General features: G+C 67.7%; 17 protein-coding genes and 1 pseudogene. 9 read left to right on the top strand and 9 right to left on the bottom strand.

Annotated elements, in window-relative coordinates; all coding sequences use genetic code 11:
* Nucleotides 1-88 precede the first annotated feature (88 nt).
* Nucleotides 89-697, top strand: coding sequence for a DUF5134 domain-containing protein (locus tag ACTWPB_RS26305; RefSeq protein ID WP_446223189.1), 609 nt, complete (start codon nucleotides 89-91; stop codon nucleotides 695-697).
* 58 nt (nucleotides 698-755) lie between these two features.
* Nucleotides 756-2,132, top strand: coding sequence for an RskA family anti-sigma factor (locus ACTWPB_RS26300; protein ID WP_446223188.1), 1,377 nt, complete (start codon nucleotides 756-758; stop codon nucleotides 2,130-2,132).
* A 61-nt stretch (nucleotides 2,133-2,193) separates the two neighbouring features.
* On the opposite strand, the gene ACTWPB_RS26295 is transcribed toward ACTWPB_RS26300, so the two are convergent.
* The 3 genes from ACTWPB_RS26295 to ACTWPB_RS26285 all read right to left on the bottom strand — a co-directional run bounded on the left by ACTWPB_RS26295 (nucleotide 2,194) and on the right by ACTWPB_RS26285 (nucleotide 4,215).
* Nucleotides 2,194-2,895 carry a PhzF family phenazine biosynthesis protein gene (locus ACTWPB_RS26295; RefSeq protein WP_446223187.1) on the bottom strand — a complete coding sequence of 234 codons (702 nt, stop codon included), beginning with the start codon at nucleotides 2,893-2,895 and terminating at the stop codon, nucleotides 2,194-2,196.
* A gap of 149 nt (nucleotides 2,896-3,044) precedes the next feature.
* Nucleotides 3,045-3,584: a carboxymuconolactone decarboxylase family protein gene (locus ACTWPB_RS26290; protein ID WP_446223186.1), complete on the bottom strand. Its 540-nt coding sequence runs from the start codon at nucleotides 3,582-3,584 to the stop codon at nucleotides 3,045-3,047.
* Nucleotides 3,585-3,627: 43 nt separating this feature from the next.
* On the bottom strand, nucleotides 3,628-4,215 hold the full coding sequence (locus ACTWPB_RS26285) for a peroxiredoxin (protein WP_378920252.1): 588 nt from the start codon (nucleotides 4,213-4,215) through the stop codon (nucleotides 3,628-3,630).
* Nucleotides 4,216-4,294: 79 nt separating this feature from the next.
* Between ACTWPB_RS26285 and ACTWPB_RS26280 the strand changes: the two genes are divergently transcribed.
* The 3 genes from ACTWPB_RS26280 to ACTWPB_RS26270 all read left to right on the top strand — a co-directional run bounded on the left by ACTWPB_RS26280 (nucleotide 4,295) and on the right by ACTWPB_RS26270 (nucleotide 6,267).
* Nucleotides 4,295-5,203 (top strand): hydrogen peroxide-inducible genes activator, encoded by a 909-nt coding sequence (locus ACTWPB_RS26280; RefSeq protein ID WP_446223185.1) that lies wholly within the window; start codon nucleotides 4,295-4,297, stop codon nucleotides 5,201-5,203.
* A 112-nt stretch (nucleotides 5,204-5,315) separates the two neighbouring features.
* A complete protein-coding gene (locus ACTWPB_RS26275) occupies nucleotides 5,316-5,546 on the top strand; it encodes a hypothetical protein (protein ID WP_446223184.1) in 231 nt (76 codons plus the stop codon).
* A gap of 67 nt (nucleotides 5,547-5,613) precedes the next feature.
* Nucleotides 5,614-6,267 carry a serine protease gene (locus ACTWPB_RS26270; protein WP_446223183.1) on the top strand — a complete coding sequence of 218 codons (654 nt, stop codon included), beginning with the start codon at nucleotides 5,614-5,616 and terminating at the stop codon, nucleotides 6,265-6,267.
* Nucleotides 6,268-6,277: 10 nt separating this feature from the next.
* On the opposite strand, the gene ACTWPB_RS26265 is transcribed toward ACTWPB_RS26270, so the two are convergent.
* Nucleotides 6,278-7,366, bottom strand: a complete 1,089-nt coding sequence (locus ACTWPB_RS26265; protein ID WP_446223182.1) for a helix-turn-helix transcriptional regulator — start codon at nucleotides 7,364-7,366, stop codon at nucleotides 6,278-6,280.
* Between the two features lie 149 nt (nucleotides 7,367-7,515).
* On the opposite strand from ACTWPB_RS26265, the pseudogene ACTWPB_RS26260 reads away from it, so the two are divergent.
* The 4 genes and pseudogenes from ACTWPB_RS26260 to ACTWPB_RS26245 all read left to right on the top strand — a co-directional run.
* Nucleotides 7,516-7,833, top strand: a pseudogene (locus ACTWPB_RS26260) (biotin transporter BioY); the annotation flags it as partial.
* Between the two features lie 12 nt (nucleotides 7,834-7,845).
* Entirely contained in the window at nucleotides 7,846-8,526 is a 681-nt protein-coding gene (locus tag ACTWPB_RS26255) for an energy-coupling factor ABC transporter ATP-binding protein (protein WP_446223181.1), read from the top strand.
* Nucleotides 8,523-9,125, top strand: a complete 603-nt coding sequence (locus ACTWPB_RS26250; RefSeq protein ID WP_446223180.1) for an energy-coupling factor transporter transmembrane component T family protein — start codon at nucleotides 8,523-8,525, stop codon at nucleotides 9,123-9,125. The genes ACTWPB_RS26255 and ACTWPB_RS26250 overlap by 4 nt, the downstream gene beginning before the upstream one ends.
* Nucleotides 9,109-9,432 (top strand): TetR family transcriptional regulator C-terminal domain-containing protein, encoded by a 324-nt coding sequence (locus ACTWPB_RS26245; RefSeq protein ID WP_446223179.1) that lies wholly within the window; start codon nucleotides 9,109-9,111, stop codon nucleotides 9,430-9,432. The genes ACTWPB_RS26250 and ACTWPB_RS26245 overlap by 17 nt, the downstream gene beginning before the upstream one ends.
* A 49-nt stretch (nucleotides 9,433-9,481) precedes the next feature.
* Here ACTWPB_RS26245 and ACTWPB_RS26240 read toward each other — a convergent pair whose 3' ends face one another.
* From ACTWPB_RS26240 to ACTWPB_RS26220, 5 genes are all read right to left on the bottom strand, one after another.
* Complete coding sequence (locus ACTWPB_RS26240) at nucleotides 9,482-10,042, bottom strand: hypothetical protein (protein WP_446223178.1); 561 nt, start codon at nucleotides 10,040-10,042, stop codon at nucleotides 9,482-9,484.
* A gap of 154 nt (nucleotides 10,043-10,196) precedes the next feature.
* Complete coding sequence (speD, locus tag ACTWPB_RS26235) at nucleotides 10,197-11,399, bottom strand: adenosylmethionine decarboxylase (protein WP_446223177.1); 1,203 nt, start codon at nucleotides 11,397-11,399, stop codon at nucleotides 10,197-10,199.
* Between the two features lie 8 nt (nucleotides 11,400-11,407).
* Nucleotides 11,408-12,511 (bottom strand): type III PLP-dependent enzyme, encoded by a 1,104-nt coding sequence (locus ACTWPB_RS26230; RefSeq protein ID WP_446223176.1) that lies wholly within the window; start codon nucleotides 12,509-12,511, stop codon nucleotides 11,408-11,410.
* A 103-nt stretch (nucleotides 12,512-12,614) separates the two neighbouring features.
* Nucleotides 12,615-15,113 (bottom strand): DEAD/DEAH box helicase, encoded by a 2,499-nt coding sequence (locus ACTWPB_RS26225; RefSeq protein ID WP_446223175.1) that lies wholly within the window; start codon nucleotides 15,111-15,113, stop codon nucleotides 12,615-12,617.
* A 92-nt stretch (nucleotides 15,114-15,205) separates the two neighbouring features.
* Nucleotides 15,206-16,150 carry a proteasome assembly chaperone family protein gene (locus ACTWPB_RS26220; RefSeq protein ID WP_446223174.1) on the bottom strand — a complete coding sequence of 315 codons (945 nt, stop codon included), beginning with the start codon at nucleotides 16,148-16,150 and terminating at the stop codon, nucleotides 15,206-15,208.
* Nucleotides 16,151-16,186: the final 36 nt, after the last annotated feature.

Here is a 16,186-nt window from a genome sequence, read left to right as displayed (position 1 = left end):
TCTCGGCGTGAGGCGTCGCGGTCAGGTGCGCCCTGACCGCCGAAAACGCCCCGGGGCACCACCGGTGGGTGCGAGCATGGTGGCGCGGGTGCCGACTCGAAAGTGGTGGGGTGTGGCCGATTTCGTGGAGCAGTATGCGTTCGTGCGGTGGCCGGTGGTCGCCGCGTTCGTGCTGGCATCGCTGATCGTGGTGGCCCGGTTGACCAGGCGAACGCCGCAGGCTCACCGGATCGATACCGCATCCGACAGCGCGCACCTGCTCATGTGCCTGGTGATGCTGGCGATGCTGGTGTTCCCCGCCGCCACCGACCCGCACGCGATGCGCGGGCTGCTCACCGCCCTCACCGTCGCATTCGCGATCCTGCTCGCCGAACGCGTCATGGGCTTACGCACCGGCGCGGCACCCGACGGCGTGTTGGCACTGGGCTTTCACACCGTCGCCGCGGCGGCGATGCTCTACGCGATGGCCGGGCACGGGGCGGTGCACGGCGCCGGTGGGGCGAGCTGGCCCGCCGTCGTGCTGGCGGTGCTGTTCGGCCTCGACGCGCTGGTCGCGCTCGGTACCGTCGGTCACCGGTCACGCTGGCACCGCTTCGTCCATCCCGCCGGTTCCCACCCGCTGACCTCGGCGCTGGTGCCCCATGTGGCGATGGATTTCGGGACCGCGTTCATGCTGATCGCCGCGATCGGCCGGTGAATACCGATCCACAACCGCTTGCGCTGCGAATTGCCTTAGTGCGGGCAGGAATTCGACGATGAGCGGGCAGCGCGGTCCCCAACCGCCGCCAGGGGTCCGCGGCGGCGGTACGCGGATCCCCGCGATCGTCTCCGGCGCCGACGATCGCGAGGAGATGCGCGCGCTCTATCGCGCCACCGGCGCCGCCGCGTTCGGGTTGGCCCTGCGGGTGCTGCACCGTCGCGGCGCGGCCGAAGATGTTGTCCGCGAAGGATATCGGCGTGCGAGAGCGGCGCAATGGATCGTCGACGAGGACGACAGCGACCGGGAATCCGCTGCCCGCCCGGCCGAATCCGCCGACGACACAGTGGCGGGCCCGCCACCGCGTCCGGGTCCGGACCTCGGGACGCCGTGGGGTCGTTCGGCATTCGTCGCGACCGAACAGCGATCCGACCTGGCCCCCCACACCTACGGTTCGATGGACGTTGCCTTCGGTCGCGGGGTGGTCTACACCAGCGACGGTTCCCGCCGATCCGATCACGAGGGCACCGACCACACCGATTCCGGCTCGCGTGCCGGACCGGACCACCTCGGCGCCGACTACCAGGACCATGAGGGCACCGACGGCGCAGGCCGCGGCCACCCCGGCCCCCGTCCTCTCCCCCCGGACCACCCAGAAGTCGGCCGTGGTCACCCCGGCCCCGGCAATGCCGGTACCGACCGTCTTGGCACAGACCAATGGGGCTTGCGCACGGATCGGCCGGGTGCCGGACATCCCGGCACCGAACGTCCGGGTGTGGACCACCCCGGCGCAGCTGCCGAGATCGCCCTCGGCAGCCCGGCGTTCACCCCCGACCAGTCCTGGCTACTGGCCCAGATCCATCGCCTCGCGGTCCAGCGCCTGCGGCTGGATCGCCGCGGCGGCGACGACATGCCATGGCTCGCGGCCGCGGCCAGACTCGGCTTCGACGACCCACTCGACAGCCACTGCGAGATCTTCGTCCTCGCCTACTACGGCGGCCGCACCTACCGCGCCATCGGCCGCGAATTAGGCCTGCGCGTGCCGATGGTCACGAGACTGCTGGCCGAGAGCATCGAACGGCTCGCCGAGCAGCGGATCGACCAGTGGACGGCCAGAGGGTCGTGGTGCCCGCCCGGCTCGGTGCTGTCGCTGGCCGATGCCTACGCACTCGACGCGGTCGCCGAACTCGAACATCACCACATCGAGAACAAACTCACCGCCACCACCGCGAACAGCCTGTCGCAGTTCGCCACCCGCGTCCGCGGTGTGCACGAAGTGCTCGCACTGCTGGCCGCCGACGACCAGCACACCCCGCCCCGCGCGCTCGAAACCCGCATCCTCGCCGACCTGGGCACCGCCGCACCGCAGCGGCGCGGCCACTGGACGGCCAGACCACCCTGGCTGCGCCGCTTCGGCAGTCAACCGGATGTCTAGGCGTACCTCCGCCTTCGCTGCGGCCGTGCGCAACTGAGCAACGCTGTCGCGTCTGCGCCGATCAGAGCACCACCACGTGATCCTCGGCGACCCGCCCGCCGAGGCGAACCCACCCGTCGGAGTCCCACTCGGTGTAGAGCTGCGAGCCCTGCCCCTGCGTGATGATCAGCCCGCGACGCAACTGCCCGGTGAGCGCGACCGCCGCCGCCCCGGTCGCCTCGTCCTCGGCGATCCCCATCGCGGGAGCGAACATCCTGGCCCGTAGCGCGCCGCGCGACTCGTCGGTCCAGGCCCAGAAGAAATGCTGGCCCTCGGTGAAGTCGCCGGGCGACAATGCGGCCAGCGCCTCGGCCGACTCCAGTTGCTGGAACGCGAATTTCGGTGCCCATTCGGCGCGCGCGGTGATCCAGGTCAGGCCGTCGGTCTGGGTGACGGCCACCGGGCCTGCGGGCACCTGCAAGGTGTGCACCGGCGTGCGCTGGACATTCAGCCACCACGCGGTGCCGACGGTGGGATGCCCGGCGAAGGGCAACTCGACGACGGGTGTGTAGATGCGGACGTCGGCGACGCCGTCGACGGGATCGGAGACCACCGTGGTCTCGCTGAACCCCAGCCGCGCCGCCAGCTCCTGCTTGTCGAGGGCGGCAACATCGCCCGCCCGGGCGATGCCGAGCGCGTTGCCGAGATTTCCGGCCGGATCTGTGAACACTCGGACGACCTCGACCTGGATGTCCGGGGCATCGGGCACATCATGTGCGTTCATGATCGCGAGCCTACCGGGACGCGCAGCGGCGCCGACCGAACCGCAAGCGCCCGGACGTGTCCCCTCCCCACGACAGCGGCCCCGACCCGGAATCCGGATCGGGGCCGCGCACACACCTGCGCAAGCAGGCGCGAAGCCGATGTCTCGAATCAGACGGCCGCCGAGGCCAGCGCCTCGGTCGACGCCACCGCCTGGCCGACACCGGCGACGATCGCCGCCGCCCGCAACGACTCGAAGATCACCTCACGCGACACACCCGCCTCGCGCAGCGTCTTCTCGTGCGCCTCGAGACAGTGCGCGCAGCCGTTGATCGAGGAGACCGCGAACGACCACAGCTCGAAATCGGCTTTGTCGACACCGGGGTTGCCGATGATGTTCATCCGCAGACCCGCCCGCAGGTCGTCGTAGCGACCGTCCAGGAACGCCTTACCGCGGTAGAACACGTTGTTCATGCCCATGATCGACGCGGCACCGAGCGCGGCGTCGTACGCCTGCGCCGAGAGCACGTCGGCGGCCTCTTCGGCGATCTCACGCAGGGTGGTCGCCGACCGGGTGGCGGCGGCCGAAGCGAGCAGGGTGCCCCACAGCTGCTGCTCGTTGAGCACCGTGGTGCGGGCCAGCGAGGACAGATTGAGCTTGAGGTCCTTGGCGTACTCGGGAAGAGAGCTCTTCAGGTTCTCGATGCTCATGACAGTGGGGCTCCTCTGGGGTATTCCGGTGGGGAAGGGTGAATCAGACGCTGGCCGAAAGGAGTTCGCCCGCGTCGATGGTCGGGTCGCCCTTCTTCCAGTTGCAGGCGCACAGCTCGTCGGACTGCAGGGCGTCGAGCACGCGCAGCACCTCGTCGACATTGCGGCCGACCGAACCGGCGGTCACCGAGACGAACTGCACCTCGTTGTTCGGGTCGACGATGAAGGTGGCGCGATCGGCGACCCCGTCGGCGTTGAGAACGCCGGTGGCAGCGGCCAGTTCACGCTTGAGGTCCGACAGGATCGGGAAAGGGAGGGTCTTGAGATCCTCGTGCTGGGCGCGCCACTGGAAGTGCACGAACTCGTTGTCGACCGAGGCGCCGAGCACCTGCGCGTCACGATCGGCGAACTCCTCGTTCAGCTTGCCGAACGCGGCGATCTCGGTCGGGCACACGAAGGTGAAGTCCTTGGGCCAGAAGAACACGATGCGCCACTTGCCCGCGTGGTCGTCGCTGGTGATCTGGGTGAAGTAATCGTCGGGCTGCTGCGCGTCGACCTTGGAGAGATCGCCTCCGATGACGGCCTTGAGGTTGTATGCCGGGAACTGGTCGCCGATGGTCAGCAGAGCCATGCTTGGTCTCCTCATTCGTGGGTGATTGATGTCAGCCTACTGAAAGGTAAAGCCGATTGCTGGTCGTACACTGATAGGTGTGAGTGATCAGACTTATCAGCCAACCCTGTCGCAGCTGCGTGCGTTCGTGGCCGTCGCCGAATACCGGCATTTCGGCACCGCCGCAGCGCGTTTGACTGTGAGTCAACCCACGTTATCGCAGGCACTGGCATCACTGGAAAACGGACTCGGGCTCCAATTGATCGAGCGCAGCACCCGCCGCGTGCTGGTCACCGCCGCCGGGATGCGGCTGCTGCCGCAAGCCAGGGCGACGCTGGAAGCCGCCGATCGGTTCGTCGCCTCGGCGACCGGCGACACCCTCGGGGGCACGCTGCGCCTCGGCATCATTCCGACCGTCGCGCCGTATGTGCTGCCCGAGCTGCTGCCCGAATTACGCCGCAAACTGCCCGGGGTGGTGCCCCAGGTGATCGAGGACCAGACCTCGCGGCTGCTCGACGGACTGCGCACCGGTGTGCTCGATGTGGCGGTGCTCGCGCTGCCGAGCGAAGCGAGCGGCCTGGTCGAGATCCCGCTCTACAGCGAGGAATTCGTCCTGGTCACCCCGCGCGGGCACGACCTGGCCGGGCGCACCGACCTGGCCGCGCCCGCACTCGCCGACCTGCCACTGCTGCTGCTCGACGAGGGTCACTGCCTGCGCGATCAGACCCTTGACCTGTGCCGCTCGGTCGACGTGCAGCCCGGGACCGTCGGCGACACGCGCGCCGCGTCGCTGACCACGGTGGTGCAATGTGTGGCAGGCGGGCTGGGCGTGACACTCATCCCGGAGATGGCCGTGGCCGCCGAGACCGCGCGCGCGAGTCTGGACACCGCGCGCTTCGCCGCCCCCGCCCCTGGCCGCACGATCGGGCTAGCATTTCGAGGGTCATCCGCGCGGGCCGCGGACTACGAATACCTCGCAGCGGTCATCCGATCCAAGCGCCCTTTCTGATCTCATCTGTTCGAACGACGAAATTCCCGACCGCCGGTGCTGTTCTTGAAAGCGGTGACGATCCCGACTCGGGACCGACACGACTCGTAGTCAGACAGTCGAAGGAATGGTCATGTACAAGATTCGTTCAACCATTGCGGTGCTCGCTTGTGCGCCGCTGATCGCATTAGGTGCCGGTGTCGCCGGCGCAGCACCTGCGGCGGATCCTGCTCCCGTCGCACCGCTTCCTGTTCAGGTCGAGCCCGTCGTGTTGTCGCCGTTCATCACCATCCCCGGCGCATTCCTGGCGTGTCTTCCGGTCCTGGTGACAGTGCCGTTCCTCTACCCGGTATGCGTGGTCTGACACGCCGATGCCAGCAACCATGAGGAGTAATCGAGTCACTCCCGCACCACAGTGCGGGAGTGTCCCTATGGCATGGGGTCGATGGTGGCAGGTCGCCGCCGCATTGCTGCTGATGTGGGCGACAGTCGGGACGGCGCAGGCGGCTGCCCCGGTGACCCTCGGTGGTGGATCGGGCATCATCTTCGACGACGGGTCGACCTGCACACTCACCACCATCGGCTTCGACGGCTCAGGTCAGCTGGTCGGCTTCACCGCGGGACACTGCGCGGTGGCCGGAGCCGGAGTATCCGCGGAAGCTGATCAAGAGGCCGGGTCTGTCGGCACCGTCGCGTTCACCAGTACCGACCTCGACTACGCGGTCATCCGCTTCGACGCGGGTCTGGTCAACCCGGTGAACTACGTCGGCTCGACCTCGATCACCGGTGTCGGACTGCCCGCGCAGTTCCCGGCCGTCGCCTGCAAGGAAGGACGAACTACCGGGCAGACCTGCGGTTTGGTCTACGGCGATGTTTTCGGCGGCGCCAACTGGACGCTGACACAGATCTGCGTGATCGTCGGTGATTCCGGCGCACCCGTGGTGGTCGGATCTACTCTCGTCGCCATTGTCAACGGATACGTCGCGGTGCCGTGCGTGGGCCCACAAGTGGGCGCCAATTTCACCAGAATTCTCGACGATGTGAATTCCCGCGGCGGCCCTGGGGTGGGATTCCACCCGATTTAATATCGAAATATCACTGCGCCGAAATCGCGGTGGTCGATAATAGCCGGACCAATTCGGCCTGCCGGTGTGTTTTCGTCTTGGCGAAAATGTGCTGCAAATGAGTCCGGGCGGTATAGACCGACACGGAGAGTTCATCGGCGACGGCGGGGAGTCCGTCGCCGCGCAGTACGCACAGTGCGACCGATACCTCCGCGTCGGTCAATCCGTAGAGCTCGTGCAGCACGGCCGGATCCGGTGTCGGTTCATGATCCGGATCGGTGAGCACCACGAGCGCGGCCCTCGGCCACAGCCCGTTGCCGGATTGCGTGTCCAGCGCCGAGATCCGCAGGATCAGCGACCGCTTGCCCGAAGGACGGGCGATGGCCACGTTCCCGCCGCCGAACTCCGAGTCGGTGGCCTCGTCGATCAACTGGCGCAGCCGGTCCTGCACGTGTGCGGAGTGGGCCCGTAGATGTCCGAACGAGTCCACCGTCAACCCGTCGGACTCCCGCGCGATGCGCTCGGCCGCGGCGTTGGCGAAGACCAGTGTGGTGTCGGCGGTGACGATCATGATGCCGTGGTGGGCCTTCGTCAGCGCCGCGAGCGCGAACGCCCGTTCCCGTGCCATGCCGACCAGCTTCGCGCGGGTGTGTAGCGCGGCGCGCAGGTGCGGTACGAGCACTCGCAGTAGCACCGGACCGCCGGGCTGGTCGATCACCGCGCCGTGGTCGGGCATCGTCAGGCACAGCCACGACGACGGCAGATCGCCGGTGAGCCGAGCGACGAAACTGTTGGACAGGCCGTTCGCCCGCACCGCCGCGGCACCGCCGCCGTTTCCACACCCGAACAGTTCCTCGCCGGTCGCGGTGGCACCGACCGGCAGCCGGTTCACCCGTCCGGCGCCCGCGTCGAGCTGCTTGCGCACTTCGGCGGCGGTGATCGCGCCCGCGGAATTGACCTCGACGCCGCCGTGGGCAGGGTCGGCGATCACGAGAAAGCCGTGCATCGCGTCGAAGGTATCGGTGATCTCGCGAACCACTCCATCCCAGCGGTCCGGTTCGGTGCCTGCGGTGTGTATTTCGGCGATCAAGTTCGAAAAGCGTTGTAGCGCAATCGACATGACTGGCCTTCCTCGGGCACGGATCGCGCGCGCGATGTTTCCGTACGGCGGGGCCTTCCGAGTGATACCAACCCTCCGATCGTAGTCGATCTCCGGCGGGCGCAACATCCTCCACTGTCTCGTTCCGGTTGCGGCAGCGGCCTGATCACGGACTCACCGCGCTGGCGTCGCCGACGGCCGGTTACCTGATCGGCTGGATTCCGGCAACGCTGGTCATCGGGCTGCTCACCGCGATGATCCTGCCGAAGTATCCGATCGTGCTCGGCCTGCTGATCAACGCACTCGGCGGCATCGTGATCATCTACCTGTTCGGCACCGTGGGACTGCTGGTACGCACCGATCTCAGCCCGTGGGCGGCGGTGTCGACCAACTTCGCGTTCGTGCCCGGTGATCTGGCCAAGGTCGTGATCGCCACGGTCGTGGCGAAGGGTGTGCATCGCGCCTATCCCGGGCTGATCCGTGCCTGATCGCCGGGCGTCGTGAGCGAGATCGTCGTCGCCGCGGTGGGACACCGTTTCGGCGATCGGAGCGTGCTGCGCGATATCGATCTGCGGATCACCGAACGCCGGGTCGGATTCATCGGCGCCAACCGGTCGGGCAAGTCGACGCTGGCCCGCATGCTCAACGGATTGCTGAAGCCCTCCACCGGCACCGTCACCGTCGACGGACTCGACGTGGCCCGCAAGGGTGCGCAGGTGCGGCGCAAGGTCGGCTTCGTGTTCACCGATCCCGACACCCAGATCGTGATGCCGACGGTCGCCGAGGATCTCGCGTTCTCGCTGCGCCGCAGCGGCCTGAGCAAGGCCGAGATCGCGGCACAGGTGCGGCGAATGCTCGACCGCTTCGGCCTCGCCGCCCACACCGACCATCCGGCACACCTGCTCTCCGGCGGCCAGAAACAGCTACTGGCCATCGGTTCCGCGCTGATCCGCGAGCCCGAGGTGATCGTGGCCGACGAACCGACCACGCTGCTCGATCTGCGCAACGCGCGGCGGGTTTCGCAGGCGCTGAACTCTCTCGATCAGCAGGTGATCGTGGTGACCCACCAGCTCGGACTGCTCGACGGATTCGATCGAGTCGTGGTGCTGGACAACGGTTCCGTCGTTTTCGACGGCCCCCCGGTGGCGGCGATCGACGCGTATCGGCAACTGATCGAATGATGGGCCTGTACTGCCCCGGCGACTCGCTGCCGCACCGGATGCCCGCGGGGGTGAAGCTGGTGCTGTTGCTGGTGTCGATCCTCGCGATGACCGTGTTCGTCCGTGGTCCGCTGGGTGTGCTGGTGGCCGTGGCCGTGGTCGCGGGTCTGTTCGCGCTCGCCCGCGTCTCCTGGCGGGTGGCCTTCGCCCAGGTGCGCCCGGTGCTGTGGATGACCGCGATCATCGGAGTGTTCCAGCTGCTCACCACCTCACCCGCGCGGGCCGTCGTGGTCTGCGGGGTACTGCTGGTTTCGGTCGCTCTCGCAGCCCTGGTCACGGTGACCACGCGGGTGACCGACATGCTCGACGCCTTGACTCGCGCGCTCGGACCGCTGCGTCGCGTCGGGGTGAACCCGGAGCGGGTGAGTCTGCTTCTCGCCCTGGCGATTCGGTGCGTTCCCTTGCTGGCGCAGATCGTCCACGATGTCGGCGAGGCGCGGCGAGCGTGCGGGGTGTCCTGGTCGGTGACCGCACTGATCACGCCGGTAGTGGTGCGGGCGTTGCGGACCGCCGACGCGATGGGCGAGGCGCTCGCGGCGCGTGGTGTCGACGACGACTGAGGTCGGTGCAGGGCTGCTCAGCGGCATCCGCGCCTTCTTCGCGACCATGACCGAGGATTTCGTCACCGCCGAATACGCTGGCGGCTGTCTGATCGCCAACCTCGGCGCGGAACTGGAAGGCAGTGAGCTGCTGCGGAGTTCGCTGTCGAGTGCCTGGGCGGCGTGGCGTGACGGCGTGGCCACCGCGCTGCGCGAGGCGCAGGAGCAGGGCACCGTCCGTGCCGATATCGACGAACTGCCGCTGACAGATCGGGGTGTGGGCGGGCTGAACGTCGCCGAGTATCGCGCCCGGCGCGCCGCCGAATGAGTTACCGCTGATGAGCTGGGTGCGCTGAATCGGGGTCGGTGCACCCGGCTCACACCAGGCTGTCGAACTCGACCGAGGCGTCCAGGGCGAACCAGCCCATCGAGATTCGTCTCCCGCGCGTCACGAAATAGCTGGGCCCCAGCCACAATCCCGGCTCGATCTCGCGCAGTTCGTCGTAGATCCCGCGAGCGGGGCTGCGCGGACCCGTGCGGGAATCGTCGTAGTCGAGCCGCACCGCTGACTTGCCGTCGACCACCGAATCGCCCACCGTCGCGACGAAGCTCAGCCCGCGCACACCGCCGAAGAGGCGAAAGACATTGTGGCCGAACGCCACGGTGTCGTCCACGTGACGAAACGATTTCCCCACCCACGAGTACGAGGGCCGCGCCATCAGCGGTCCGAGCACCCGCTGCGCGGATCCGGGAAACGAGCGCATCACCAGATCACCCTCGAGGCCCGCGAACTCGGCTGTCGTCACCGGCTGCGCGGCCGCGAACAGGCGATGGAACTCGGCGATACCCGCCGCGGACAGCGCGTCCAGACGGGGCCGGTGCTCGGACGGCGGGCGGACCGGCATCAGGCCGTGTGCGGACAGCGGGGTCTGCGTCATTGCGGGCTCGATTCTGCACTGGCGGGCTCGGGTACTGAGACCAGTGTCGCCCGGTCGCCGCCCGCGGACCGGTGAATCCGCCGGATCGGCCGGTGCCTACGACGAAGGCGGTGACCCGCAACTTCGGGTCACCGCCTTCGCGCGGGGTCGAGAATCAGCCGCGCAGGGCGTACGGCTCGATCGCGCCGCGCTCCAGTGCCCGCGCGTCGATGGTTTCGGCGCGGTAGGGGAGCAGGGCGAGCCGGTCGCGCATGCCACGGACCGGGTCGTCGATCTTCTCGTTCAGGCCGAACAGGAAGGTCCACTCGTGCTCGTCGCTGCCGTAGGGGACCACGGTGGCGAACTGCTCGTGGAAACGACCCCACGAACGCTTCAGCGTTTCGTTGCGCCACATGGTCGCGCAACCCGCCTGGGCCGACAGCACGCCGCCGGGGGCGAGCAATGCCTTACATCGGGACAGGAACTCCGCCTCGTAGAGGCGATTGTGCTGGGCGTCCTCGACGCGCTCGTCGGGCAGATCGATGACGATCACGTCGTAGCGGGTGCCCGCGTCCTGCGCGTTGGCCAGGAAATCCCAGCCGTCGGCGTAGTGCACGTGGATCGGTCCGTCACCGGCGACCGCGGCGGTGAGTTCGGCGGTGGTGTAGCCGTAGGGCAGGTGCTCGGCGCACAGCTCCACTTCGCGCTGATCGATATCGACATGGTCGACCAGGGTCGCCCCGGCCGCCACCGACATCTGCGAGGCCACACCCTCACCGGAACCGATGATCAGCACCCGATCGAGCTTCTCCGCCAGCACGAACGCCGGGACCATCATGGCCTCGTGGTAGGTGACCTGGGAGAACTCGGTGGACTGGCGGTCGTCGTCGGAGAACAGGGAGATCCCCTGATCGGTCCGCGCGATCACCATGTGCTGGAACGGGGTGTTGGTATCGACGATCACCTCGTGCAGATCCCAGATCCGGGTCAGGCCGTCGCCCACCGGTTCGTAGATCTTCTCGGCGCCGTGGCCACGCTGGACCACCTGCATCCGGACAGTGGTGGGGGACAACTTGTCCCGGAGCAGTTCGACGGCTTTCGTCGCGCCCGCACCGATGCTGCCGCAGGTGAAGACGTCGACGAAGATGTCGCCGGACTCCGGATAAGTGTGAATCGAGGCGTGAGACTCCGACAACAGCGCGAGGACGGTCACCCCCTGCGGATCGAACTTTTTATGTACGACTTCGCAGATGGTGACGCCCGCCGCGATCAAAGACTCACGCAACGCCGATTCGAGTCGTTCGAGATCGTCACACAGGTCTGTGTCGACGCCACCGAACTCGGCCAGCACGTGCCAACCGGTGAATTCCGCCGTCATGGGCAAACTCACTCTCGCTCAGCGCCCGAGACATGAACGGTCAAGGGCGGAAAACCATTGAAGGACACCGACGAATAACTCGCGGTATAGGCGCCGGTGTGCAGGATCTGAATCCGGTCACCGGCTCGCAACGTGGTCGGCAGAAGGACCTTCGTGCGTTGATACAGTACATCGTCGCCGTCGCAGGTCGGACCCGCGACCACCGCTTCCTCGGCCGGATCGCCGTCGCGATCGGTGACGAAGCGGTAAGCGATGTACTCGTTCTCGGTCTCGGCCATACCGTTGTATCGGCCGATGTCGAGATACACCCAGCGCCGGCCATCCGGCGCGAAACGCACGCCGACGACCTCGGCGTGAATGGTGCCCGCGTTACCCACCAGCGCACGGCCGGGTTCCACGATCAGGCCGGTAGCCGCGGGCAGGAACTCGGTGGCGGCGCTCCCGATGGCGGCCGCGATCGCGTCGAGTTCGGGGGCTTGCTCGGCGTAGGAGATCGGCAGACCGCCGCCCACATTGACCGCCGTGACGTGAATGTCCTTGTCCGCCAGCGCCTTGACGATCTCACCGGCCTGCTCGATGCCGATCCGCCAGGCGGCGGGGTCGAGCTGCTGGGAGCCGACGTGGAAATAGGGGCCGCCGACCGTCAGACCCAGATCGTGGGCACGCACCAGCAATCGCAGGGCTTCGGCGGGCGCGCACCCGAACTTGGTGCCGAACGGGGTCCGTGATTCGGGAGCCGAGGACAGGAATCGGCACTCGACCTCGGAGCCGGGCGCGTACTCGGCGATGCGGTCGAGGTCGTCTTCGGTGTCGAAGGCGTAGCGGCGCACCCCGAGGGCGAAGGCCCGCGCGATGTGGGCGCTCTTCTTGATCGGGTTGCCGTAGCAGAGCCGCTCGGGGGCGACGCCGAGATCGAGACACTGGTCGATCTCGCCGATGCTGGCGACGTCGAATTCGGCGCCCTCGTCGTCGAGCAGGGCGATCAGTTCCGCCACCGGGGCCGCCTTGACCGCGTACCTGATCCGGGTGCCCGTGGAGACGGCGGCGTCGAGGGTTCGGTAGTTGGCACGTACCCGCTCGGGGTCGATGACAAGGTACGGGGATTCGGGCACGGTGAACTTTCTCCTCGGCGGCCGGGAGAGACTACCAGCGGCGCCTACCCAACAACGAATCCGTCAAACATTCGTCCTATCAGTCATAGGCAGCTGGTATCACTCAGCCTGCCGTGACTGTGACCTCGTCGAACACGACCTCGCCCGCGGCGTCGGACTCCTCGAGATCCACGATCGCCGTCAGCGCCCAGCCGTGATCGCCGGCCGGGTCGTCGATCACCTGGCGCACGTGCCAGAAACCGGGCCGCTGCTCCACTGCGAACAGCTGCGGGCCGCGCGCGTCGGGACCGGTGCCGATCGTGTCGTACTCGTCGAAATAGGGGGCGAAGTCCTCGGCCCAGTCGGGGCCGGTGCCCAGCTCGTCGAGCTCGTACCAGCGGCGGCGCGACGCCAGGTCCACGCGGCGGAACATGGCGTTGCGGACCATGATCCGGAAGGCGCGTTCATTGGCGGTGATCGGGCGCACCGTTTCGGCGCCGAACGCGATCTGCTGGGCGTCGTTCTCGGCGCCCGGGTTGGTGAGCTGTTCCCACTCGTCGAGCAGGCTCGAGTCGACCTGGCGGATCAGTTCGCCGAGCCATTCGGTGAGATCGTCGAGATCCACGGTGCGTGCGGCATCGGGCACGGTGCGGCGCAGGGCACGGTAGGCGTCGGCGAGGTAGCGCAGCACGACGCCCTCGGATCGGGTCAGTTCGTAGTGCGAGATCAGTTCGGCGAAGGTCATAGCGCGCTCGATCATGTCGCGCACCACCGACTTCGGCGACGGCGCGAATTCCGACACCCAGGGGTGTCCGGCCCGGTAGGTCTCGAACGCGGGATCGATCAGCTCGGACAGGGGCTTGGGCCAGGTGACCTCTTCGAGCAGCTCCATCCGCTCTTCGTATTCGATGCCGTCGGCCTTCATCTCGGCGACAGCGGCGCCACGGGCCTTGTGCTGCTGAGCCATCAGCAGTTGGCGCGGGTCCTCGAGGGTCGCCTCGATCAGGGAGACCACATCGAGGGTGTAGGTGGGGCTTTCGCGATCAAGGAGTTCGAACGCGGCCAGCGCGAACGGCGACAGCGGTTGATCGAGCGCGAAGTCGCGTTGCAGGTCGACGGTGAGCCGCGCCATCCGGCCCTTCGCGTCGGGTTCGGAAAGTTGTTGCACCACACCGGCATCGCGCAGCGAACGGTAGAGGCGGATGGCGCGCAGGATGTGCTTGCGCTGCGCGGGGCGCGGTTCGTGGTTGTCCTCGAGCAGGTGACGCATGGCGTAGAAGCAGTTGCCGGGGCGGGCGATCACGTTGAGCAGCATCGAGTTCGTCACCGCGAAGCGCGAGACCATCGGCTCGGGCGGGGCAGCGATGAGCCGGTCGAAGGTCTCCTCGCTCCACGACACGAAACCCTCGGGAGGCTTGCGGCGCACCACTTTTCGCTGCTTCTTCGGATCGTCGCCCGCCTTGGCGATCAGGCGGGTGTTCTCCACCTCGTGCTCGGGTGCCTGCACCACCACGGTGCCCATGGTGTCGTAGCCCGCACGGCCCGCACGTCCGGCGATCTGGTGGAACTCACGGGCTTTGAGCCGGCGGGTACGCACACCGTCGTATTTGGTGAGGCCGGTGAGCAGCACGGTACGGATCGGGACATTGATGCCGACGCCGAGGGTATCGGTGCCGCACACCACTTTCAGCAGGCCGTCCTGGGCGAGTTTCTCCACCAAGCGGCGGTATTTGGGCAGCATGCCCGCGTGGTGCACGCCGATGCCGTGGCGGATCAGGCGCGAGAGGGTCTTACCGAAGCCCGACGCGAACCGGAAATCGCCGATGGCGGTGGCGATCGCGTCCTTTTCGGCGCGGGAGGCGAAGTTCACGCTCGTCAGTGCCTGCGCGCGTTCGAGGGCGGCGGCCTGGGTGAAGTGCACGACGTAGACCGGTGCCTGGTGGGTGGTCACCAGCTCTTCGAGGGTTTCGGTGATGGGGGTGCGCACGTACGAGAACGTCAGTGGGACAGGACGTTCGGTGCCCGCGACCACCGTGGTCGAGCGGCCGGTGCGCGCCTCGAGATCGGCGGCGAAGAAGTCCACCTCGCCCAACGTCGCCGACATCAGCAGGAATTGGGCGCGGGGGAGTTCGATGATCGGCACCTGCCACGCCCAGCCGCGGTCGGGGTCGGCGTAGAAGTGGAACTCGTCCATCACGATCTGGCCGACCTCGGCCGCCGCGCCCTCGCGCAACGCCAGGTTGGCCAGGATCTCCGCGGTGGCGCAGATGATCGGGGCGTCGGCGTTGACCGCCGCGTCACCGGTCACCATGCCGACGTTCTCCGCGCCGAACACCTCACACAGCGCGAAGAACTTCTCACTGACCAGGGCCTTGATCGGCGCGGTGTAATAGCTGCGCTGCCCGTTGGCCATGGCGAACAGGTGCGCGCCGACCGCCACCAGAGACTTTCCGGAGCCGGTCGGCGTCGCCAGAATGACATTGGACCCGGACGCCAACTCCATCAGCGCCTCGTCCTGCGCTGGATACAGGGAGGTGCCCTGCTCGGCGGCCCACGCCGCGAACGACTCGTAGAGCGCGTCGGCGTCGGTCCCGGGAATTTCCAGCAGGTCGGTCAGATCCACTCCGACCACCCTAGTCTGCGCAGCGGGCGAAGCCCTCGTCGGCCGCGCACGGCCGGAGCGAAGGCGCAGGTACGCCTAGTGGGTCCGGCGGGTCAGTTCTTACCGTCGCCGGAGGTGTCGTCGTAACCACCTTGCTCGGCCAGGAAGCGCTCGAACTCCGCGCCGAGCTCCTCACCACTGGGCAGCTCACCGTCGGCGGCCAGCAGGCTGGACTGGCTTTCCTGGGCGGTGACGAAGCTGTCGTACTGGCGTTCCAGCGCTGTGACGACCGTCTCCACCTCCTCGTTGCCCGCGATGTGCTCGGCGACCTGCTCACGCACACGCGCGGCCGCCTCACCCAGCGCCGAGAGCGGCAGGTCCAGGCCCGCGTTGTCGGCGAAATTCTCCAGCAGCGTCTGCGCGGCCTCGGGGTAATCGGTCTGGGCCAGGTAGTGCGGCACGTGCACCGAGAACCCGAGCGATTCGTGGCCGTGCTGCGCCATCCGGTACTCGAGCAGCGACGACGCGCTACCCGGCACCTGCAACTCGCCCGGCCAGCGCTGGTGCTCGCCGATCAGCGAACGATCCGAGGAATGCGCGGTGACACCGAGCGGACGAGTGTGCGGGATGGCCATCGGAATCGCCGACAGGCCGATCGTGCGGCGCACGCCGAGCTGCTCGGCCAGCAGTCGCACCGCGGTGGTGAACTTCTCCCAGCGCAGGTCGGGTTCCAGGCCCGAGAGCAGCAGGAACGGGGTGCCCGCGGTGTCGCGCAGCGCCCACAGGTTCAGTTCCGGCTCGGCGTAATCGGCGAAATGATCGGTCTGGAACGTCATCAGCGGACGGCGCGAGCGGTAGTCGAGCAGCTCGTCGACATCGAAGGACGCGACCAGCTCCGATTCGAGGCTCTCGCGCAGATGGGTCGTCGCCAGGCGCACGGCGTGTCCGGCGTCGGTGAAACCTTCCAGGCCGTGCACGAGTACGGGGCCCGCACCGTCGTCCGACGACAACTGCGGCGCCGGGAACTCCAGTTCGTACATATGCGACTGGTCATCCATCGCGTTTCTCCTTCCTGCGCGGTCCACCATCGCTCG

Source organism: Nocardia sp. IBHARD005, assembly GCF_052814245.1.
This window is presented reverse-complemented; position numbering and strand designations above follow the sequence as displayed.

Excerpts from the sequence above, each read along its gene's own strand:
- ACTWPB_RS26300 (WP_446223188.1), top strand. The coding sequence starts at position 756 with ATGAGCGGGCAGCGCGGTCCCCAACCGCCGCCAGGGGTCCGCGGCGGC.
- ACTWPB_RS26295 (WP_446223187.1), bottom strand. The coding sequence starts at position 2,895 with ATGAACGCACATGATGTGCCCGATGCCCCGGACATCCAGGTCGAGGTC.
- ACTWPB_RS26290 (WP_446223186.1), bottom strand. The coding sequence starts at position 3,584 with ATGAGCATCGAGAACCTGAAGAGCTCTCTTCCCGAGTACGCCAAGGAC.
- ACTWPB_RS26285 (WP_378920252.1), bottom strand. The coding sequence starts at position 4,215 with ATGGCTCTGCTGACCATCGGCGACCAGTTCCCGGCATACAACCTCAAG.
- ACTWPB_RS26275 (WP_446223184.1), top strand. The coding sequence starts at position 5,316 with ATGTACAAGATTCGTTCAACCATTGCGGTGCTCGCTTGTGCGCCGCTG.
- ACTWPB_RS26270 (WP_446223183.1), top strand. The coding sequence starts at position 5,614 with ATGGCATGGGGTCGATGGTGGCAGGTCGCCGCCGCATTGCTGCTGATG.
- ACTWPB_RS26265 (WP_446223182.1), bottom strand. The coding sequence starts at position 7,366 with ATGTCGATTGCGCTACAACGCTTTTCGAACTTGATCGCCGAAATACAC.
- ACTWPB_RS26250 (WP_446223180.1), top strand. The coding sequence starts at position 8,523 with ATGATGGGCCTGTACTGCCCCGGCGACTCGCTGCCGCACCGGATGCCC.
- ACTWPB_RS26240 (WP_446223178.1), bottom strand. The coding sequence starts at position 10,042 with ATGACGCAGACCCCGCTGTCCGCACACGGCCTGATGCCGGTCCGCCCG.
- speD (WP_446223177.1), bottom strand. The coding sequence starts at position 11,399 with ATGACGGCGGAATTCACCGGTTGGCACGTGCTGGCCGAGTTCGGTGGC.
- ACTWPB_RS26220 (WP_446223174.1), bottom strand. The coding sequence starts at position 16,150 with ATGGATGACCAGTCGCATATGTACGAACTGGAGTTCCCGGCGCCGCAG.